This window comes from Rhodanobacter sp. UC4448_H15 (assembly GCF_052978265.1).
In genome coordinates, this window is sequence record NZ_CM129665.1 from 2045138 (window position 1) to 2065714 (window position 20577).

19 protein-coding genes are annotated in these 20577 nt (G+C 66.7%); 14 read left to right on the forward strand and 5 right to left on the reverse strand.

Annotation, left to right across the window (positions count from 1 at the left end; translation table 11 throughout):
- Nucleotides 1-29 precede the first annotated feature (29 nt).
- Nucleotides 30-821: a 4-hydroxy-tetrahydrodipicolinate reductase gene (dapB, locus tag ACVCMI_RS09165; RefSeq protein ID WP_395118136.1), complete on the forward strand. Its 792-nt coding sequence runs from the start codon at nt 30-32 to the stop codon at nt 819-821.
- A gap of 37 nt (nt 822-858) precedes the next feature.
- Here dapB and ACVCMI_RS09170 read toward each other — a convergent pair whose 3' ends face one another.
- On the reverse strand, nt 859-1554 hold the full coding sequence (locus ACVCMI_RS09170; protein WP_395118139.1) for a 2OG-Fe(II) oxygenase: 696 nt from the start codon (nt 1552-1554) through the stop codon (nt 859-861).
- A 215-nt stretch (nt 1555-1769) separates the two neighbouring features.
- Here ACVCMI_RS09170 and carA point away from each other — a divergent pair, with 215 nt between their 5' ends.
- From carA to greA, 3 genes are read left to right on the forward strand one after another with little or no spacing between them, the layout of a single operon-like run.
- On the forward strand, nt 1770-2897 hold the full coding sequence (carA, locus tag ACVCMI_RS09175; RefSeq protein WP_395118141.1) for a glutamine-hydrolyzing carbamoyl-phosphate synthase small subunit: 1128 nt from the start codon (nt 1770-1772) through the stop codon (nt 2895-2897).
- Between the two features lies 1 nt (nt 2898).
- On the forward strand, nt 2899-6126 hold the full coding sequence (carB, locus tag ACVCMI_RS09180; RefSeq protein ID WP_395118144.1) for a carbamoyl-phosphate synthase large subunit: 3228 nt from the start codon (nt 2899-2901) through the stop codon (nt 6124-6126).
- Complete coding sequence (greA, locus tag ACVCMI_RS09185; RefSeq protein ID WP_395118146.1) at nt 6123-6599, forward strand: transcription elongation factor GreA; 477 nt, start codon at nt 6123-6125, stop codon at nt 6597-6599. Before carB ends, greA begins: the two co-directional genes overlap by 4 nt.
- Nucleotides 6600-6828: 229 nt before the next feature.
- On the opposite strand, the gene ykgO is transcribed toward greA, so the two are convergent.
- From ykgO to ACVCMI_RS09205, 4 genes are all read right to left on the reverse strand, one after another.
- Nucleotides 6829-6954, reverse strand: coding sequence for a type B 50S ribosomal protein L36 (gene ykgO, locus ACVCMI_RS09190; RefSeq protein WP_007080705.1), 126 nt, complete (start codon nt 6952-6954; stop codon nt 6829-6831).
- 62 nt (nt 6955-7016) lie between these two features.
- Nucleotides 7017-7928 (reverse strand): LysR substrate-binding domain-containing protein, encoded by a 912-nt coding sequence (locus ACVCMI_RS09195; RefSeq protein WP_447099054.1) that lies wholly within the window; start codon nt 7926-7928, stop codon nt 7017-7019.
- 231 nt (nt 7929-8159) lie between these two features.
- The gene (locus ACVCMI_RS09200; protein ID WP_447099053.1) at nt 8160-10178 is read right to left on the reverse strand and encodes an oxidoreductase; all 2019 of its coding nucleotides are present in this window, start codon (nt 10176-10178) and stop codon (nt 8160-8162) included.
- Nucleotides 10179-10259: 81 nt separating this feature from the next.
- Nucleotides 10260-10517 (reverse strand): acyl-CoA-binding protein, encoded by a 258-nt coding sequence (locus ACVCMI_RS09205; RefSeq protein ID WP_447099052.1) that lies wholly within the window; start codon nt 10515-10517, stop codon nt 10260-10262.
- Nucleotides 10518-10621: 104 nt separating this feature from the next.
- On the opposite strand from ACVCMI_RS09205, the gene cmk reads away from it, so the two are divergent.
- The 10 genes from cmk (at nt 10622) to ACVCMI_RS09255 (ending at nt 20565) form a co-directional block, all read left to right on the forward strand.
- On the forward strand, nt 10622-11302 hold the full coding sequence (gene cmk / locus ACVCMI_RS09210) for a (d)CMP kinase (RefSeq protein WP_395118154.1): 681 nt from the start codon (nt 10622-10624) through the stop codon (nt 11300-11302).
- A 176-nt stretch (nt 11303-11478) separates the two neighbouring features.
- The gene (gene rpsA, locus ACVCMI_RS09215) at nt 11479-13152 is read left to right on the forward strand and encodes a 30S ribosomal protein S1 (RefSeq protein ID WP_395118156.1); all 1674 of its coding nucleotides are present in this window, start codon (nt 11479-11481) and stop codon (nt 13150-13152) included.
- 72 nt (nt 13153-13224) lie between these two features.
- On the forward strand, nt 13225-13524 hold the full coding sequence (locus ACVCMI_RS09220; RefSeq protein WP_395118158.1) for an integration host factor subunit beta: 300 nt from the start codon (nt 13225-13227) through the stop codon (nt 13522-13524).
- Between the two features lie 121 nt (nt 13525-13645).
- The gene (locus ACVCMI_RS09225; protein ID WP_447099051.1) at nt 13646-13894 is read left to right on the forward strand and encodes a DUF1049 domain-containing protein; all 249 of its coding nucleotides are present in this window, start codon (nt 13646-13648) and stop codon (nt 13892-13894) included.
- Entirely contained in the window at nt 13891-15063 is a 1173-nt protein-coding gene (gene lapB, locus ACVCMI_RS09230) for a lipopolysaccharide assembly protein LapB (protein ID WP_395118162.1), read from the forward strand. The genes ACVCMI_RS09225 and lapB overlap by 4 nt, the downstream gene beginning before the upstream one ends.
- Nucleotides 15064-15070: 7 nt before the next feature.
- Nucleotides 15071-16096, forward strand: coding sequence for an MraY family glycosyltransferase (locus tag ACVCMI_RS09235; RefSeq protein ID WP_447099459.1), 1026 nt, complete (start codon nt 15071-15073; stop codon nt 16094-16096).
- Nucleotides 16083-17981 carry a polysaccharide biosynthesis protein gene (locus ACVCMI_RS09240; RefSeq protein ID WP_447099050.1) on the forward strand — a complete coding sequence of 633 codons (1899 nt, stop codon included), beginning with the start codon at nt 16083-16085 and terminating at the stop codon, nt 17979-17981. The genes ACVCMI_RS09235 and ACVCMI_RS09240 overlap by 14 nt, the downstream gene beginning before the upstream one ends.
- Nucleotides 17978-18853 carry a UTP--glucose-1-phosphate uridylyltransferase GalU gene (galU, locus tag ACVCMI_RS09245; protein ID WP_395118166.1) on the forward strand — a complete coding sequence of 292 codons (876 nt, stop codon included), beginning with the start codon at nt 17978-17980 and terminating at the stop codon, nt 18851-18853. Before ACVCMI_RS09240 ends, galU begins: the two co-directional genes overlap by 4 nt.
- 78 nt (nt 18854-18931) lie before the next feature.
- Nucleotides 18932-20221, forward strand: a complete 1290-nt coding sequence (locus tag ACVCMI_RS09250) for an NAD(P)/FAD-dependent oxidoreductase (protein WP_447099049.1) — start codon at nt 18932-18934, stop codon at nt 20219-20221.
- Nucleotides 20218-20565, forward strand: coding sequence for a tRNA-binding protein (locus ACVCMI_RS09255; RefSeq protein ID WP_395118170.1), 348 nt, complete (start codon nt 20218-20220; stop codon nt 20563-20565). The genes ACVCMI_RS09250 and ACVCMI_RS09255 overlap by 4 nt, the downstream gene beginning before the upstream one ends.
- The last annotated feature ends 12 nt before the right edge of the window (nt 20566-20577 follow it).

Sequence of the window (20577 nt, forward strand, 5' to 3'; positions counted from 1 at the left end):
GACGCCTGACCCCGAGGAATGCTGCGCCGATGACACGCCCCTTTCGACTCGCCGTGAACGGTGCCTCCGGCCGCATGGGCCGCGCCTTGCTCGACTTGCTGGGTGCCGACGGCGACGCCGAACTGGTGCATGCCGTGGTGGCGCCGGGGTCGATCCACGCCGGCCAGCCCGTGCCCGGTGTGGCAAACGGAACCCTTCGTTACGCGCATGACTGGACGCAGGCGCCGCCGATCGACGTCATTGTCGATTTCAGCACGCCTGCGGCGCTGGGAGCTGCGCTCGACCATTGTCTGGAGCGCGGCATCGCACTGGTCAGCGGCACCACCGGCATCGACGGCGCGCTGACGTCGCGGTTGGCCGATGCCGCGCGGCAGATCGCGGTCCTGCGCGCCGCCAACTTCAGCCTCGGCGTGGCGATGCTGGCGCGGCTGTTGCGCGAGGCGGCGTCGGCCCTGCCGGCCTGGGATCTGGAGATCGTCGAAGCGCACCACGGTCGCAAGCGCGATGCACCATCCGGCACCGCCCTGGCGCTTGGCGAGGCGGCGGCGGCCGCACGCCACACCACGCTGGAGGCTGCGGCGGCATTCGAGCGTGGCGGCGAGCGCGTCGACGGCAGCATCGGTTTCGCCGTGATCCGCGGTGGCGACATCGTGGGCGAGCACCAGGTCATGCTGATCGGTCAGGGCGAGCGGCTGGAGCTGGTCCACCGCGCCACCGATCGCTCGATCTTCGCGCGTGGCGCGCTGCATGCGGCGCACTGGCTCGCAGGCCGGCCAGCCGGTCAGTGGCGGCTGGACGACGTCATCGCCACGCGGCCCTGAGGCACTTCCTCCGGCGCTGCCGGAGCCTGCTCCCGGCTCAATCGCGGTGCGCGGCGTTGCGGCCCCGGCTGGCGCCGAACTTCCGGTCGAGGCCGCCGAAAACCTTCTTGAACGCCCGCGAGAACTTGCCGCGACGGGTCTTGCGCAGCTTCTCTTCCTCGCTGGTGAGCCAGGCGACCTGGATGACGCGGCGTTCGCCCTCGTACGGCAAATGGCCGTGGAAGGAGTTGTCGCAGCGCTTGAACACCGCAAACTCGCCGTACAGTGGAATCAGCTCGGGCATCACCATCGCGTCGATGTCGTCCATGCTGTGCAGGAATCGCAGGCAGCCGGCGCTGGTGTCAGGCCATTGGCCGTTGAGGTAGAGCAGGGCGGTGGCGATCTTCGACCGGCTGTCGGTGTGGATCGTGCCATGGCGCTTGTTGAGCATGCGGCACAGGGTAACCAGGGTGGGATAGCGATCCAGCTCCTCGATGCCCAGGCGCTTGCCGATGGCGCGGGCGAACTCCGGGGAGGTCAGGCCCTCGATCAGCGCATTGACGCTGGCGCCGCAATCGGCCGGTTCGTAGGGGAAGAATCCGGCGCTGGCATAGCGCGGGAAATCGCGATCGAGATCCGCACGCATCTCGTCGGGCAGTTGTCCGTGGGCGACCATGAACGGGAAAGGCTGGTGCCGGATCGTGGTATCCGGGCGATCGAGACGCGCGGGGTCCAGCAGTACGACGGCACCCATGGGACGTCCAGCTCCATTGAAATGAGGCCTAGTGTACCGTTCGCGCTCCATACGCGACGCACCGGGCATCGGCCGATTCATGCTGCCGCAAGGTGGACAGGAACGTGCCTGCAGCCTATCATTGCGACCCGCCCGGAAAGCTTCCCCTCCAAACTCCACAAGCCAGCAATACTGCGGCTTGCGGACTTTGCTGCATCAAAAAGGCGGTCCTTGTTATGTCGCATCCTGCCCTGCTGGCCCTCGAAGACGGCAGCATTTTTCATGGCCACGCCATCGGCGCCGTTGGCGAAACGGTCGGCGAAGTGGTCTTCAATACCGCCATGACCGGTTATCAGGAGATCCTCACCGATCCCTCCTACGCGCGCCAGATCGTCACGCTGACCTACCCGCACGTCGGCAACACTGGTGTCAACGAGGTGGATGTGGAGTCGAATCTCGTGCATGCCGCCGGCCTGATCGTGCGCGACGTGCCGCGGCGTGCCAGCAACTGGCGCTCCACTCGCAGCTTGCCCGACTACCTCGCCGACCACGGCACGGTGGCCATCGCCGGGATCGACACGCGCCGGCTGACCCGCATACTGCGCGAGAAGGGCGCGCTGGCCGGTTGCATCGTGGCGGGCGCGCAGGTCGACGCGGAAGATGCCCTGGCCAAGGCGCGCGGCTTCTCCGGCCTCGCCGGAATGGACTTGGCCAAGGTCGTGGGCACCGGCAAGCCCTACAGATGGAATCAGGGCTGCTATGACCTCGATCGCACGGCGTTCAACCAGCCGGCCATGCAGTTCAAGGTGGTGGCCTACGACTTCGGCACCAAGCTCAACATCCTGCGCCTGCTGGCCGAGCAGGGTTGCGACATTACCGTGGTGCCGCCGCAGACTCCCGCCGCGGAGGTGCTGGCGATGCAGCCCCATGGCGTGTTCCTTTCCAACGGCCCGGGCGATCCCGCTGCGTGCGATTACGCGATCGAGGCGACGCGCGTCTTCCTCGACGCGAAGATTCCGCTGTTCGGCATCTGCCTGGGCCATCAACTGATGGGGCTGGCGTTGGGCGGACGCACGCTGAAGATGAAATACGGCCACCACGGCGCCAACCATCCGGTGAAGGATCTGGACGACGGCCGCGTGCTGATCACCTCGCAGAACCACGGTTTCGCGGTCGATCCGGCCAGTCTGCCGGCCCATGTGCGGCTGACCCACCGCTCGCTGTTCGACGGTTCGCTGCAGGGTTTCGCGCTGACAGATCGCCCGGCCTTCTGTTTCCAGGGCCATCCCGAGGCCAGCCCGGGACCGCATGACATGGGCTATCTGTTCCAACGTTTCGCCAAGCTGATGCAGGAGGCTCGCTGAGATGCCCAAGCGCAATGACATCAAGAGCGTGCTTATCATCGGCGCCGGCCCGATCGTGATCGGCCAGGCCTGCGAGTTCGACTACTCCGGCGCGCAGGCCTGCAAGGCGCTGAAGGAAGAAGGCTTCCGCGTCATCCTGGTCAACTCCAATCCCGCCACGATCATGACCGATCCGGACACCGCCGACGCGGTGTACATCGAGCCGATCAACTGGCAGACGGTGGAACGCATCATCGCCAAGGAGCGCCCGGATGCGGTGCTGCCGACGATGGGTGGGCAGACCGCGCTCAATTGCGCGCTGGACCTTGCCGACCACGGCGTGCTGGAGAAGTACGACGTCGAGCTGATCGGCGCCCGGCGCGAAGCGATCCGCATGGCCGAGGACCGCGAGCTGTTCAAGCGGGCGATGACCGAGATCGGGCTGGACAGCCCCAAGTCGGACGTGGCCAAGAACTTCGAGCATGCAGTGGAGATCCAGGCCCGACTCGGTTTCCCGGTGATCATCCGGCCCAGCTTCACGCTGGGCGGCACCGGCGGCGGCATCGCCTACAACAAGGAAGAGTTCGAGACCATCGTCAAGCGTGGCCTCGACATGTCGCCCACCCACGAGGTGCTGATCGACGAATCCGTGCTGGGATGGAAGGAGTTCGAGATGGAAGTGGTCCGCGACACCGCGGACAACTGCATCATCATCTGCGCCATCGAGAACCTCGATCCGATGGGCGTGCACACCGGCGACTCGATCACCGTGGCACCGGCGCAGACGCTCACCGACAAGGAATACCAGCGCCTGCGCGATGCCTCCATCGCGGTGCTGCGCAAGATCGGCGTGGATACCGGCGGCTCCAACGTGCAGTTCGGCATCAACCCCGACGACGGTCGCGTGGTGGTGATCGAGATGAATCCGCGCGTGTCGCGCTCCTCGGCGCTGGCGTCGAAGGCCACCGGCTTCCCGATCGCCAAGGTCGCCGCCAAGCTGGCGGTGGGCTACACGCTGGACGAATTGAAGAACGACATCACCGGCGGTCGGACCCCGGCCTCGTTCGAGCCGTCGATCGACTACGTGGTTACCAAGATCCCGCGTTTCGCCTTCGAGAAGTTTCCCGCGGCCGATGCGCGCCTGACCACGCAGATGAAATCCGTCGGCGAGGTGATGGCGATCGGCCGTACCTTCCAGGAGTCGCTGCAGAAAGCCTTGCGCGGGCTGGAAATCGGCAAGACCGGCCTCAATCCCACCGGCCTGGACATCGGCACCGACGACGGTCTGGCGGTGCTCAAGCGGGAGCTGCGCGAGCCGCGTCCCGATCGCGTGTTCCACCTGGCCGATGCGTTCCGCGCCGGCCTGTCGCTGGAGGAGGTGTTCGAGCTAAGCCGGGTCGATCCCTGGTTCCTCGCCGCGTTCGAGGACATCGTGCTGGCCGAGACGGAGATCACCCGGCAAGGCATTACCGCGCTCGACGCCCCGCGTCTGCGTGAACTCAAGCGACTCGGCTTCGCCGACGCACGCATCGCCGAGCTGCTCGGTACCGACGAGGCCTCGGTGCGCCACCTGCGCCACACTCTGGGCGTGCGTCCGGTGTACAAGCGGGTGGATTCCTGTGCCGCCGAGTTTGTCACCGGCACCGCCTACATGTACTCGACCTACGAGGAAGAGTGCGAGGCGCTGCCCACCGATCGCGACAAGATCATCGTCCTCGGCGGCGGCCCGAACCGCATCGGGCAGGGCATCGAGTTCGACTATTGCTGCGTGCATGCGTCGCTCGCGCTGCGCGAGGACGGCTATGAAACCATCATGGTCAACTGCAATCCGGAAACCGTGTCGACCGACTACGACACTTCCGACCGGCTGTATTTCGAGCCGGTGACCCTGGAAGACGTGCTGGAAATCGTCCACCTCGAAAAGCCCAAGGGCGTGATCGTGCAGTACGGCGGGCAGACCCCGCTGAAGCTGGCGCGTGCGCTGGAAGCGGCCGGCGTGCCGATCATCGGCACCAGCCCCGACTCGATCGACCTGGCCGAGGATCGCGAGCGCTTCCAGCAGATGATCGAGAAGATCGGGCTGAAGCAGCCGCCGAACCGCACCGCGCGCAACGCCGACGAGGCGCTGGCGCTGGCCCGCGAGATCGGCTACCCGCTGGTGGTGCGCCCGAGCTACGTGCTTGGTGGCCGCGCGATGGAAGTCGTGCACGACGACGCCGACCTGTCGCGCTACATCCGCGACGCGGTGAAAGTGTCGAACGATTCGCCGGTGTTGCTGGACCGCTTCCTCGACCACGCGGTCGAAGTCGACGTGGACGTGATCGCCGATGCCGCTGGCACCGTGCTGATCGGCGGCATCATGGAGCACATCGAGGAGGCGGGCGTGCATTCGGGCGATTCGTCCTGCTCGCTGCCGCCGTATTCGCTGAGCGCCGATATCCAGGACGAGCTGCGCCGCCAGGTCAGCGCGATGGCGAAGGAGCTGAAGGTCGTCGGCCTGATGAACACCCAGTTCGCGATCCAGGGCGAGACGGTCTACATCCTGGAAGTGAACCCGCGCGCCTCGCGCACGGTGCCGTTCGTGTCCAAGGCTACCGGCGTGCCGCTGGCCAAGATTGCCGCGCGCGTGATGGCCGGGCGTTCGCTGGAGAGCATGAACGCGACACGCGAAGTGATCCCGTCGTACTTCTCGGTGAAGGAGGCGATCTTCCCGTTCCTGAAGTTCCAGAACGTCGATCCCATCCTGGGACCGGAGATGCGCTCCACCGGCGAGGTCATGGGCGTCGGGCGCAGCTTCGGCGCGGCGTTCGCGCGTGGCCACGAGGCCGCGGGCATCCGGCCGCCGTCGTTGGGCAAGGTGTTCCTGTCGGTGCGTGACGGCGACAAGGAGCTGCTGTTGCCGGTGGCCGCCGAAGTCATCGCGCGCGGGTTCAGCCTGGTGGCGACCGCCGGCACCGCCAGCTACCTGACCGCGCATGGCGTAAAGTGCGAGCGCATCAACAAGGTGATGGAAGGCCGGCCGCACATCGTCGACGCGATCAAGAACGGCGAAATCGTCTACATCGTCAACACCACCGAGGGGAAACAGGCGATCGCCGATTCCTTCTCGATCCGCCGCGAGGCGCTGCAGCACCGCGTCACCTACTCGACCACGGTGGCTGGTGCCCGCGCGCTGGTGCACTCGCTGGATTTCCGTGGCGGTGGTGAGGTCCACAGCCTGCAGGAACTGCATCAGGAGCTGAGCGCATGAGTCGTGCCCCGATCACCAAAACCGGTTCCGAACGCCTGCGCGCGGAACTGGAACGGCTGAAATCCATCGAGCGCCCGCGCATCATCGCGGCCATCGCGGAGGCTAGGGCGCACGGCGATCTCAAGGAGAACGCCGAGTACCACGCCGCGCGCGAACTGCAGAGCTTCACCGAGGGGCGCATCGCCCAGCTCGAAGGGTTGCTGTCGACCGCCGAAGTCATCGACGTGTCGCGGCTCAATGCGGGCAAGCGGGTGGTCTTCGGCGCGACCGTCGACCTGGAGGATGAGGACAGCGGCACCCCGGTGACCTACCAGATCGTCGGCGACCTGGAGGCGGACATCAAGCAGAACCTGATTGCCGTCTCCTCGCCGATCGCCCGCGCCCTGATCGGCAAGAGCGCCGGCGACAGCTTCGAGTTCACCGCGCCCAACGGCGTCAAACACTACGAAATCATCGACGTCCACTACGACTGAGGGGTTGGAAAGACTCAGCCTCGACGCCAAGGGCGGGGATGGTCGCGTGCCGGCCTGCTTTCGTCATTCGCGCGAACACGGAATCCATCTTGCGGTCCGCCCGGGATCAGGACGGCTTTCGCATGACCGCCCCTTCAGCCGTCGTGAAGCACCTCGCAGGCCCGATTCCACACGCGCACAAAAAAAGGCCGCATGAGCGGCCTTTTTTTGCCGGCACGTGCGCGACTACTCAGCGCTGGCGAGCCTTGAAACGGGGGTTGCTCTTGCAGATCACGAACACCTTGCCGCGACGACGCACGATCTTGCAATCGCGGTGCCGCGCCTTGGCGGACTTCAGAGAATTAAGCACCTTCACGGCAGGCTCCTGACACCAAATGAAAAACTCAAGCTCGCAAGTATAACGAGGCTCGCGGCAGCTCACAAGCCTGGCGCGACAGCCACTTCCGTGACGGTGGCCAGGAACTGTTGCAGCGCCGGTGAGGGGTCGTTGGCCCGGCAGGCCACGGCCAGCAGCAGAAAGGCGTTCGGGTCCTCCAGCGGCACATAGGCAACACCGGGCAGCCGCACCGTCCGCAGGCTGGACGGCACCAGCGCCAGTCCCAATCCGGCGGCGACCAGCGCCAGCAAGCCGTTGATCTGCTGGGCGTGCTGGACGATGGCGGGCTGGAACCCGGCGTGTTGCGCCAGCGTCACCAGGCGGTCATACAGCGTCGCGGCGAGCGCACGTGGCTGCGACACGAAGGCATCACTGGCAACCTCGGCAAGGTCGACGCTGCTGCGTCCGGCCAGCCGGTGCCCCGCCGGCATGGCAAGCAACAGCGGCTCGCGGTCGATCACGCTGAGTCTCAGGTTGCGCGCGTCCTGCAGGTGCGCCGGCTCGCCACGGACGAAGCCGGCGTCGATCTCGCCGCCCAGCAGCGCGGCGAATTGCGGCTCGGTGTACATCTCGTCGAGTTTCAGTCCCACCTTGGGCGCCACTTGTCCGTAACGGAGCAGGATTCGCGGCAGTGCCGGGTGGAACGATGCCGACACGGTGTAGGCCAGGCGCAGGTGGCCGCTGTGGCCGGCGGCAGCGGCGACGACCTGGCTGCGCGCCTCGTCTGCCTTGGCAAGGAGGTGCCTGGCCTGTTCGAGAAATACCCGGCCCGGTTCCGTCAGCGAGACATGGCGTTTGCTCCGCTCCAGCAGGCGCACGCCCAGATCCTGCTCCAGTGACTTGATCTGCTGCGACAGGGGCGGCTGCGAAAGATGCAGGCGCAAGGCGGCCCGCGTGAAGCTCAGCTCCTCGGCGACGGCCACGAAGTAGCGCAACTGGCGGAAATCAAACATATAGCAAAGTCGAATAAAAACGAGCGTAAATATATATTGGATACTTTATTCGGTCGATCATAAAATCACCGCGTCGCCCCACTATCCCCTCCCCCAGTGGCGGTGGCCCTCGCCCCGCAGCGACGCTGAATACGACATCTGGTTCAACTCCCCCCCTGAACCCATGTCGATGCGTCGCACCATGCGGGGCGCTTTCTTTTGCGGTGCCGCGCTGGCGTCGTCGCGGCCCGTTCAGAGTCGCGCCGCCAGCGCCGTGCCCTGCGCGATGGCGCGTTTGGCATCGAGCTCCGCGGCCACGTCGGCCCCGCCGATCACGTGCACGCTCATGCCCGCGGCGATGAGGGCATCGGCCAGTCGACGATCTGGCTCCTGGCCGGCGCAGACGACCACGTTGTCGACCGGCAGGACCTGCGGCTTGCCGTCGAGCGTGATGTGCAATCCGCGGTCGTCGAAGCGCTCGTAGCCGACCTTGCCCAGCATGGTCACCTGCTTGGCCTTCAAGGTGGCGCGATGCACCCAGCCGGTGGTCTTGTTGAGTCGGGCGCCGGGGCGTCCTTCGCTGCGCTGCAGCAGCCAGACCTGTCGCGCTGGCGCCTCCGGTCGCGCGTCCAGCAGGCCGCTGCGAGCGTGCAGCGCCATGTCCACGCCCCATTCGCGCGTCCAGCGGGCGACGTCGGTGGTGGGCGAGGGCGCGCGTTCGACGAGAAACTCGGCCACGTCGAACCCGATCCCGCCAGCGCCGATGATGGCCACTCTTGCGCCTACGGGTCGGTCCCGCGCCAGCACGTCGAGATAGCCCAGCACGCGCGGGTCGTCGCTGCCGGGGAAATCGACCTGGCGCGGGGTGACGCCGGTGGCAACGACCACCTCGTTGTAGCCGCCATCGCGCAGCATGGCAACGTCGGCGTTCTCGCGCAGACGCAGCTCGACGCCGGTATCGCGCAGCTGGTGGCCGAAGTAGCGCAGGGTTTCGTGGAACTCTTCCTTGCCCGGGATCCGCTTGGCGACGTTGAACTGCCCGCCGATCTCGTCGGCGCGGTCGATCAGGGTCACCCGGTGGCCGCGCTCGCCCAGCGTGCTGGCGCAAGCCATGCCGGCGGGGCCGGCGCCGATCACCGCGATGCGCTTGGGCACACGGGTCGGCTCGATCTTCAACTCTGTTTCGTGGCAGGCGCGCGGGTTGACCAGACAGCTGGCGCGCTTGTTCTGGAACACGTGGTCCAGGCAGGCCTGGTTGCACGCGATGCAGGTGTTGATGCGCTCGCTGCGGCCGGCCCTGGCCTTGTTCACCCACGCCGGGTCGGCCAGCAGCGGGCGCGCCATCGAGACCATGTCGGCGTCGCCATCGGCAAGGATGCGTTCGGCCACCTCCGGCATGTTGATGCGATTGGTGGCCACCAGCGGGATCGAGACCTCGCCCATCAGACGGCGCGTGACCCAGGCGAAACCGGCGCGGGGCACGCTGGTGACGATGGTCGGCACGCGCGCCTCATGCCAGCCGATGCCGGTGTTGATGATGCTGGCGCCGGCGGTCTCGACGGCCTTGGCCAGGGCCGCGATCTCGTCCCAGTTCTGGCCGTCGTCGACCAGGTCCAGCATCGACAGGCGATAGATGATGATGAAGTCGCGGCCGACGGCCTCGCGTGTGCGCCGCACGACCTCCACCGGAAAGCGCATGCGTCGCTGCGCATCGCCGCCCCATGCATCGTCGCGCCGGTTGGTGCGCGCGGCGATGAATTCGTTGATCAGGTAACCCTCCGATCCCATCACCTCGACGCCGTCGTAGCCCGCTTCCCGGGCCAGTTGCGCGCAGCGGACGAAGTCGCCGATGGTGCGCTCGACGCCGCGTGGCGACAGCGCGCGCGGCGTGAAGGGCGTGATCGGCGACTTGATCCGCGACGGCGCCACGGACAGCGGGTGATAGCCGTAGCGCCCGGCGTGCAGGATCTGCATGCAGATTCGGCCGCCTTCGGCATGGACGGCGGCGGTGAGCTTGCGGTGGCGCGGCTTGTGCCAGGGCATCGTGAGCCGACCGCCGAAGGGCTTCAGCCAGCCCTCGATGCTGGGCGAGATGCCGCCGGTGACCATCAGTCCCACGCCGCCGCGGGCGCGTTCGGCGAAATAGGCGGCCAGTTTGTCGTAGTCGCGGGCGCGATCTTCCAGCCCGGTGTGCATCGAACCCATCAGGATGCGGTTGGCCAAAGTGACGTGGCCCAGATCCAGCGGGGCGAACAGCTTGGGATAGTTCATGCGATCCACGCGGCTTCAAACGATCGTATGAATGTGCCGGCAATGGGCCTGCAAAAGCAAGCGGGGCGGGAGACGGAGCTGTCAGGCCAGCAGTTGCTGCACCAGGGCGATGTAGCGGCGCATGGCTTCCTCGACAGGAACGCCGTTCAACTGCGCCCAGGCTTCGTGCTTGGCAGTGCCCACGAAATCGAAAAAGCCCGGCAGGGTCCGCTTGAGGTCGCCCTCGGTGCCCTGCTTGTACAGGGCGTAGAGCTTGAGCAGGGTGTCGTTGTCCGGCCGTTTGGCCAGGCCTTTGACATCTTCGGCAGCTTGCTCGAACTCTCGACGCAGATCGTTCATGGGGCAATGGACCTGCGGCGGGCGGGAAACGGGATGGATAGCACGCGTTCGGAAGTGGGTCAACGCGTTAGACTGCGCGCTCTCCACGCCGCCAGGATGCTTCGATGAGCCATGCCGCCGCCGTTCCCGTGCTTGCCATCGACGGGCCGTCCGGGTCGGGCAAGGGCACGATCAGTGCGCTGGTGGCAGAGCGGCTGGGCTGGCGCCTGCTGGATTCCGGGGCGTTGTATCGCGCGGTGGGCTACGCCGCCGGCATGGCCGGGCTGGACCTGTCCGATGCCGATGCGATGGCCCGCTGCGCCCAGACGACGAAGATCCAGTTTCGCGCCGCCGAGACGGGAGGCGGGGCGCGGGTGATCGTCAACGGTCACGATGCCACCGACGAGTTGCGCACGGAAACGGCCGGTGCCGCGGCGTCGGCGATCGCCTCCATGCCCAGCGTGCGCGAGGCCCTGGTGGCGCTGCAGTTGGGCTTTCGCAAGGCGCCCGGGCTGGTGGCGGACGGGCGCGACATGGGCACGGTGATCTTCCCGGATGCCGCGTTCAAGGTTTTCCTCACCGCGAGCGCCGCCGAGCGGGCGAAAAGACGCTATAAGCAGTTGAAGGAAAAGGGGCTCAGCGTTACACTTGCCGGCCTTCAGCGCGAAATTGAGGCGCGTGACAGCCGCGATGCATCGCGTGCGGTCGCGCCACTCAAGCCCGCCGATGATGCGGTGCTGGTGGACACCACCGGCATGGCCATCGACGAGGTCGTGGCGAAAGTACTTGCCGTCGTGCAGTCCTGAGCGGATTGCGCGGCGGCTTTTGTGCCCCTGCCGCGGCAGGGGGTTTTGAACCACGGTGACAACGTTCGGCCCCGCAGGGCCGTCGCGGCCACCCCCAACCGGTGGACCGGGAAGTTCGTGCGCAACAACCAACCCAGCGCAGCGGACCCAAGGTCTTTTCCCACTATGGAATCAACATGACTGAAAGTTTTGCCGAACTGTTTGAACAGAGCCAGCAGGCCATCTCCAAGCTGAAGCCCGGCGCCATCGTCACCGGCATCGTCGTGGAAATCCGCAACGACGTCGTCGTGATCAATGCAGGCCTGAAGAGCGAAGGCATCGTCCCGATCGAGCAGTTCAAGAACGAGGAAGGTGTGCTGGAGGTGCAGGTTGGCGACGAGGTGAAGGTAGCCCTCGAAGCCCTGGAAGACGGTTTCGGCGAGACCAAGCTGTCGCGCGAGAAGGCCAAGCGCTCGATGGTGTGGGACGACCTGGAGCAGGCGTTCGACAAGGAAGAGACCATCGTCGGCATGATTTCCGGCAAGGTCAAGGGCGGTTTCACCGTCGACATCAAGGATGTCCGCGCGTTCCTGCCCGGTTCGCTGGTCGACGTGCGCCCGGTGCGCGAGCCGACCTACCTCGAGGGCAAGGAACTCGAGTTCAAGATCATCAAGCTGGATCGCAAGCGCAACAACGTGGTGGTCAGCCGCCGCGCCGTCGTCGAGACCGAGTTCTCCGAGGAGCGCGAGAAGCTGCTGGAACGCCTGGTGGAAGGCGCCGTCGTCAAGGGTGTGGTGAAGAACCTCACCGATTACGGCGCGTTCGTGGACCTGGGCGGCATCGACGGCCTGTTGCACATCACCGACATGGCGTGGAAGCGCGTGCGCCATCCGTCCGAGGTGGTCAACGTCGGCGACGAGCTCGACGTGCGCGTGCTGAAGTACGACAAGGAGCGCAACCGCGTGTCGCTGGGCCTGAAGCAGCTGGGCGACGACCCGTGGGTGAACATCTCGCGTCGCTACCCGGTCGGCAGCCGCATCTTCGGCAAGGTCTCCAACGTCACCGATTACGGCTGCTTCGTCGAGATCGAGCCGGGTGTGGAAGGCCTGGTGCACGTGTCCGAGATGGACTGGACCAACAAGAACGTCAACCCGGCCAAGGTGGTGCAGGTCGGCGACGAGACCGAAGTGACCGTGCTGGACGTGGATGAAGAGCGTCGCCGCATCTCGCTGGGCATCAAGCAGACCCGTTCGAACCCGTGGGAAGCCTTCGCCGCCATGCACAAGAAGGGCGACAAGGTCTCCGGCCAGATCAAGTCGATCACCGACTTCGGCGTGTTCATCGGCCTGGAAGGCGGCATCGACGGCCTGGTGCATCTGTCCGACATCTCGTGGCAGGTATCCGGCGAAGATCTCGTGCGCGACTTCAAGAAGGGCGAGGAGATCGAGGCGGTGGTGCTGGCCGTCGACCCGGAGCGCGAGCGCATCAGCCTCGGGATCAAGCAGATGGAGCAGGATCCGTTCGGCCAGTTCATGGCGGCCAACCCGCGTGGCACGATCGTCAACGGCACGGTCAAGGAAGTCGACGCCAAGGGTGCCGTGATCGACCTGGGCGAGGGCGTGGAGGGTTACCTGCGCGCCAACGACATCGCCAAGGAGCGCATCGACGACGCTACCCAGCACCTGAAGGTGGGCGACAAGGTCGAGGCCAAGTTCACCGGCATGGATCGCAAGGGTCGCCAGCTGGCGCTCTCGATTCGCGCCAAGGACGAGGAAGACGCCCCCGAAGCCGCGGTCGACTACTCTTCGGCCGCCAGTGGCACGACCAAGCTCGGCGCGTTGTTGAAGGAACAGTTCAACAAGGCCGACTGATCTCTCGTTGCAGGCACGACGCGGGGCGGCACGTCGCCGCCCCGCTGTTTCACGTCACGGACATTGGGGCCCATGACCAAATCCGAATTGATCGAAGCGCTGGCCAGGCGCCAGACCCACCTCGCGTTCGCCGACGTCGAGATGGCCGTCAAGAGCGTCATCGAACAGATGAGCCTGGCGCTGGCCCAGGGCGAACGCATCGAGGTGCGCGGCTTCGGCAGCTTTGCGTTGCACTACCGGCCGCCGCGGATGGGGCGCAACCCCAAGACCGGCGAAGCCGTGGCCCTGCCAGGCAAGCACGTTCCCCATTTCAAGCCGGGCAAGGAATTGCGCGAGCGCGTCAATCTTGACCTGGAGAACAGTGCCGGTTGAGTCCATCGACCGGAGAATGCGAGGCAGGCGGCGCGAGCCGGTCCTGCCTTCTTTTTGCCTGCAGGACGGCTGGCGGCGGCAGCGCCTGTGCCCGACTGCGCCAATCGGGTAAAGTTCGAGCATGCGATTGCTTGCCCTCATCATTCTGGCCGTTTTCGTCGCCGCCGGCATCGTGCTGGGCGCGCTGAATGCGGAAATGGTCGGCTACGACTTCGGCTTTGCCCAACTGCAGTTGCCCAAGGGAGCCGCGCTGCTGGGCGCCCTGGTGGTGGGCTGGTTGCTGGGCGGGGTGACCGCGTGGCTCGGTGTGCGGCCACGGCGTTCGCGACGCACTACGGGCGCGGACAGGAAGCCGCCGGCCAAGCCATGAATCCCCTGTATGTGCTGGCCGCACTGCTCCCCGTCGCCTTCGTGCTGGGTTGGTGGGCTTCGCGCCTGGTGGTTGCGCGGCGGGCCGGCGTCGACGTCAGCACCTTGTCGTCGGATTATTTCCGCGGCCTGAACTACCTGCTCAACGAGGAGCAGGACAAGGCCATCGAAGTCTTCCTGAAACTCGCCGAATACAACCGCGACACGGTGGAGACGCACCTCGCCCTGGGCAACCTGTTTCGCCGTCGCGGCGAGGTGGATCGGGCGATCCGGCTGCACCAGCACCTGGTCTCGCGACCGGGCCTGTCCGACGCAATGAAGACCGTGGCCCTGCTGGAGCTCGGCGAGGACTACATGCGCTCGGGCCTGCTCGATCGTGCCGAGGCCTTGTTCGCCGACCTGGTGGCGATGAACTCGCACGCGCCCTCGGCGCTGCGCCATCTGATCTCGATCTACCAGCACGAGCGCGACTGGCACAAGGCGATCGAGCACGCGCGGCGGCTGGAGGTGATGACCGGCGACGACGAGGCGCCGATGATCGCCCAGTTCTACTGTGAGCTCGCCGAGCGCGCGCGTCAGCATGGCGCCCGTGCCGAGGCGCGGGAATACCTGCGCCAGGCGTTCGAATGCCAGCCCGATTGCGTGCGCGCCTTCATGCTCACCGGACGCCTGCATGCCGAGGACGGGCAGCATGCCGAGGCCATCGACGCGCTGGAGGCGGCGATCAGGGCCGACAGCGCCTTCACTCCCGACATCCTGCCGCCGCTGCTCAACAGCTATGCCCGCGTGCGGCAGATGGACCGCGCCGAGACCTTCCTGCGCACCCTGATGGCGCGCTATCACGGCGTTTCGCCGATCCTGGCGCTGACCAACCTGTATCGCCAGCGCGACGGCGAGCGCGTGGCGGTCGACTTTCTCACCGCGCAGTTGCGCCAGCGGCCGTCGGTGCGCGGGCTGATGACCCTGCTCGACGCCACGATGGACAAGATCGAAGGCGAGGCGCGCGAGAATTTCCTGATCCTGCGCGATCTCACCCGCAAGCTGCTCGAAGGGCAGGCGATGTACCGCTGCAACCGTTGCGGGTTCGGGGCCAAGGCGCACCACTGGCAGTGCCCCAGTTGCAAGAGCTGGAGCACGATCCGGCCGATCCACGGGGTGGCCGGCGAGTGACATGGCCATGCTGATGACCATCGGATGGTTGCTGGCAGCCTTCCTGGTTACCGCACTGCTGGTACGCGCCGCGGTCGGTTACGCGCATCGGCGCGGCATGCTCGACCTGCCCGGACAACGCCGCTCGCATCAGGTGCCGACCCCGCGCGGCGGCGGCATCGGCATCGTCGTCGCCATGCTGGTGTGCCTGCCCGGCGTCGCCTGGAGTCTGCACGCGGCGGTTCCCGCGCCCGGGCTGCTCGGGTTGTCGTGCGTGGCCTTGCTGCTGGTGGCGCTGGCGGGCTGGTGGGACGACCATCATCCGCTTCCGGCCTGGCCGCGACTGGCCGTGCAATTGGTTGCCTGCGCCTTGCTGTGCGTCGGGCTGCAGGCCTGGTCGCCGGCCTGGTGGTGGTTGCCGTTGTTGCTGGTCGGCGGCGCGTGGAGCATCAACCTGCACAACTTCATGGATGGCATCGACGGTTTGCTGGCGCAGCAGGCGGCTTTCGTGGGCGGCGGCCTGGCCGTGCTGGCGTGGGCAGCGAACCTGCCTGCGCTGGCGCTGGCCGCGGCCTGTCTGGCGGCGTCGGCGCTGGCGTTCGGGTGGTTCAACTGGCCGCCGGCGCGGATCTTCCTGGGGGACGTGGGCAGCGGCAGCGTGGGCCTGCTGGTGTTCGCATTCAGTGCGATGCTGTGGCGGGCGAATCCGGCGTGGCTGTGGCCGGCGTTGATCCTGTCGTCGGCGTTCGTGGTGGATGCCAGCCTGACCCTGTTGACGCGGATGTGGCGGGGGCGTCGCTGGTACAGCGCCCACCGTGAACACCTGTATCAATGGCTGGCGCGCCGCGCCGGCAGCCATGCATCGGTGGATGCGGCCTACCTTGGCTGGAACCTGCTGGTAGCGGCCCCGATGACCTGGTTGGCCTGGAGTCATCTGCACGCCGCCTTGGCGATTACCATGGTCGTTTATGCAGGGGCAGCGATCATGTGGTTGTATCTGAAACGTCGCCTGGTGCGGCGCCACCCGAGCAAGGGCCTCCATGTCACTGCGTAAGCTTGTCGGCTTCATTCACCCGCGGGTAGCGGTCGTCGTCCACGATCTGCTGATGGCGGCGCTGGCCTGGTGGATCGCCAAGTGGCTGCGCTACACGCTGCGCCCGGACGAGGTGTTCGGTTTCCAGCTGCTCGAGTTCCCGATTGTGCTGCTGGTGCAGGGGCTGATCTTCCGCTGGACCGGGCTGTACAAGAGCGTCTGGCGCTTCGCCAGCCTGCCGGATCTGGTGAACATCGTGCGTGCCGCGGTCATCGGCACGCTGGCGATCGGACTGTGCCTGTTTCTGTATGACCGCCTGCTGGGCGTACCGCGCTCGGTGTTCGTGTTGTATCCGGGACTGCTCGCCGTGTTGCTGGGCGGTCCCCGGCTGGCCTATCGCTACTGGAAGGACAGCCGCGCCGATCTGTTCAAGGGGAGCGACGCCAAACGGGTGCTGATCGTGGGCGCCGACCGCGCCGGCGAAGTGCTGTCGCGCGATCTTCGCCGCGACAACCGCTATGCGGTGGTCGGCTTTGTCGACGACGCGCCCAGCCTGCGTGGCGCCAGCATCAACGGTCGCCCGGTGCTGGGCCGGCTCGACGAGCTGCCCGAGCTGGTGCGCAGCGCGGCCGCCGACATGCTGCTGATCGCCATGCCCGGGGCCACGACGGCCGAGATGCGGCGCGTGGTGGCCCTGTGCGACAGCACCGATCTGCCCTACCGCACGGTGCCGCGCATCGAGGACATCGTGGCGGGCCGTGCCCAGCTGAACCAGATCAAGGAGGTGGCGATCGAGGATTTGCTCGGCCGCGACACGGTGGAACTGGACTGGACCGCGATCCGCGAGACCCTGAGCGGGCGGCGCGTGCTGATCACCGGTGGTGGTGGTTCGATCGGCTCGGAACTGTGCCGGCAGGTGGCGCGGCTCGGTGCACAGGCGCTGACCGTGGTGGAGGTGAGCGAGTACAACCTCTACCGGATTACCCAGGAGCTGCGCAACCATTTCCCGGAGCTGATCCTCGACGGCATCCTGGCCAATTGCTGCGACCAGGTGGCGATGCGCAAGGTGTTTGCGGAGGCGCAGCCGCAGGTGGTATTCCACGCCGCGGCGTACAAGCACGTGCCGATGCTGCAAGGCCAGCTGCGCGCCGCGTTCTGCAACAACGCGCTGGGTACCCGCACGGTGGCCGACGCGGCCTGTTCGGTCGGGGTGGCGTGTTTCGTGCTGATCTCCACCGACAAGGCGGTCAACCCCACCAGCGTGATGGGTGCCTGCAAGCGCGTGGCGGAAATCTACTGCCAGAACCTCGACGCGCAGACCGATACCCGCTTCATGACCGTGCGTTTCGGCAACGTGCTGGATTCGGCCGGCTCGGTGGTGCCGCTGTTCCGCCGGCAGATCCGCGACGGCGGCCCGGTCACCGTGACGCACCCGGAAATCTCGCGCTACTTCATGACCATTCCCGAGGCCTGCCAGCTGATCCTGCAGACCGCCAGCATTGGCAAGGGCGGCGAGATCTTCGCGCTCGACATGGGCGAGCCGGTGAAGATCCGCGACCTGGCCGAGCAGATGATCCGCCTCGCCGGCAAGAAGCCGGGCAGCGAGATCCCGATCGTCTACACCGGCCTGCGCGCGGGCGAGAAACTGTTCGAGGAGCTGTTCCATCCGCTGGAGAACTACAGCGCCACCACGCATGCCAAGATTTTCCTGGCGCAGCATCGCGAGGTGTCGTGGGAGTTGCTGCAGGCCCTGCTGCACAAGGCCGCCGAGGCGGCCGACATTTTCAATGAGGAAGAACTTCGCCGCTGCGTGTCCAGCCTGTTGCCCTCGTTCCGCTGGAGCGAAGCGGCGCAGCCTGACAACGTGGTGTCGATCCGCCGTGCCAACCCGGAGATCAATGAGTGAGCAAGCCCCTGCGCAAAGTGGTGTTTCCCGTAGCCGGACTCGGCACGCGCTTCCTGCCGGCGACCAAGGTGGTCGCCAAGGAAATGCTGCCGGTGCTCGACAAGCCGCTGATCCAGTACGCCGTCGACGAAGCGGTGGATGCAGGTGCCGACACCCTGGTGTTCGTCACCAACCGCTACAAGCACGCGATCGCCGACTACTTCGACAAGGCCTACGAGCTGGAATCGAAGCTGCACGAGAAGGGCAAGGCCGAGCTGCTGGCGCTGGTGCAAGGCACCTTGCCGCGGCACGTGCGGGCGATCTTCGTGACCCAGCCCGAGGCGCTCGGCCTGGGCCATGCCGTGCTGTGCGCCAAGCCGGTGGTCGGCGACGAGCCGTTCGGCGTGATCCTGCCTGACGACCTGATCTGGAACGGCGCCGGCAAGGGCGCGCTGCGGCAGATGGCGGAGCTCGCCGAGGCGCAGCAGGCCGGCGTGATCGCGGTGGAGGAAGTGCCGCACACCGACACTGACAAGTACGGCATCGTCGATGCCACACCGGTCGACGATCGCAGCGCCCTGATCCGCCACATGGTCGAGAAGCCCAAGCCGGCCAACGCACCGTCGAACCTGGCCGTGGTCGGCCGCTACGTGTTGCCTGGCCGCATCTTCCAGCTGCTGGAGCAGACCACGCCCGGTGCCGGCGGCGAGATCCAGCTTACTGACGCGATCGACGCGCTGCTGAAAGAGCAAGGCAAGGTGCTGGCCTACCGCTTCGAAGGCACCCGTTTCGATTGCGGCAACAAGGCCGGCCTGGTGCGCGCCACCATGCACATGGCGATGCAGGACCCGAAACTCGCGCTCACTGTGCGAGAGTTCCTCGGCCAGCTTTGAACCACGGCTGCCACGACGTCCTGGCATGAAGGATATGCTTGCCCGGTCACGGACACTGGTGCCGCCTGTCGCTGCAGCATGAAATCCCCCTCGCCCACGTCCTACTACCGCGCCACTGCCACGCCGTACCCGGCCTGGGAGCCGCTTCAGGGCAGCACGCACGCACGTGTTGCCGTGATCGGCGGCGGCTTTGCCGGCTTGAACACCGCGCTGGGCCTGGCCGAGCGCGGCGTGCGCGACGTGGTCCTGCTGGAACGTGAGCAGGTCGGGTTCGGCGCCTCCGGTCGCAATGGCGGTTTCGTCTTCGCCGGCTATTCGCTGGGCGAGCAGGCGCTGCTCGACCAGTTGGGCGAAGCGCGTGCGCAGGCCCTGTTCCAGCTGACCATCGCGGCGGTCGGGCGCATCCGACGACGTGTCGCCGACTACGCCATCCCCTGCGACGCGGTCGACGAAGGCGTGATCTGGGCCAACTGGTTCCGTGACCCCGCGGTGCTGCGCCGGCGCCAGCAACTGCTGGCCGAACACTACGACGTGAACTGGCAGTGGTTGCCCGAAGCGGAGTTGCGCGCACGCATCCGCAGCGAGCGTTATCACGACGGCCTGTACGAGCGTGATGCGCTGCACCTGCACCCGCTCAACTACGCGATCGGCTTGGCCGCGGCGGCGGCCGGGCAGGGTGTGCGCATCCACGAGCACAGCGGCGTGCGCCGCCTCGCGCGCGAAGGCCGGCAGTGGCGCCTGCGCACGGCGCAAGGTGAGCTGCTGGCCGATGAGGTCGTGCTGGCCTGCGGCGGCTACCTGGCCGGCCTGCAGAAGCCGATCGACCGGGCGATCCTGCCGATCGCCACCTACGTCATGGTGACCGAACCGCTCGGCGATCGACTGGACGAGTGCCTGCACACCCGCGCGGCGATCTACGACAGCCGCTTCGCGTTCGACTATTACCGCGCGCTGCCGGATACGCGACTGCTGTGGGGTGGGCGCATCTCGGTGCTCAACCGCTCGCCGCGCGGCGTGCAGCGCCTGCTGACGCGGGACCTGCTGCGGGTGTTCCCGCAACTGGCCGGCGTGCGGATCGAGCACGCCTGGTCGGGCCTGATGAGCTACGCACGGCACCAGATGCCGCAGATCGGCGGCAGCGGCGACGGCCTGTGGTGGGCGCAGGCGTTCGGCGGCCACGGCCTGGCCCCGACCTGCGCGGCCGGTGAACTGCTGGCGGCGGCGATCGCCGAGGGCGACGATGGCTGGAAACGTTTTGCCGACTATGGCCTGGGCAGCACGCACCGTCCGTTCGGTTATCTGGCGGCGCAAGCCAGCTACTGGTGGCAGCAGAGCCGCGATTGTCTGAAGACGAGGCTGGAAGGATGAGTGCAGCGAATTGCCCCGAAATCAGCTGGGCCGATTTCGAGAAAGTGCTGGTCGTCGCCGGCACGGTGATCCGGGTCGAACCGTTTCCCGAAGCGCGCAAGCCGGCGTGGAAAGTGTGGGTGGATTTCGGCCCCTACGGCGAGAAGAAGACCAGCGCGCAGATCGCCGCGTTGTACCAGGCCGACGACCTGCTCGGCCGACAGGTCGTGGGTGTGATCAACTTCCCCGAAAAGCAGATCGGCCCGTTCCGCTCGCAATTCCTGCTCACCGGCTTTCCCACCGACGAGGGCGTGGTGCTCACCGCGGTCGAACGCCCGGTGCCGAACGGTACGCGGCTGGCCTGAGCGAGCCGCGCC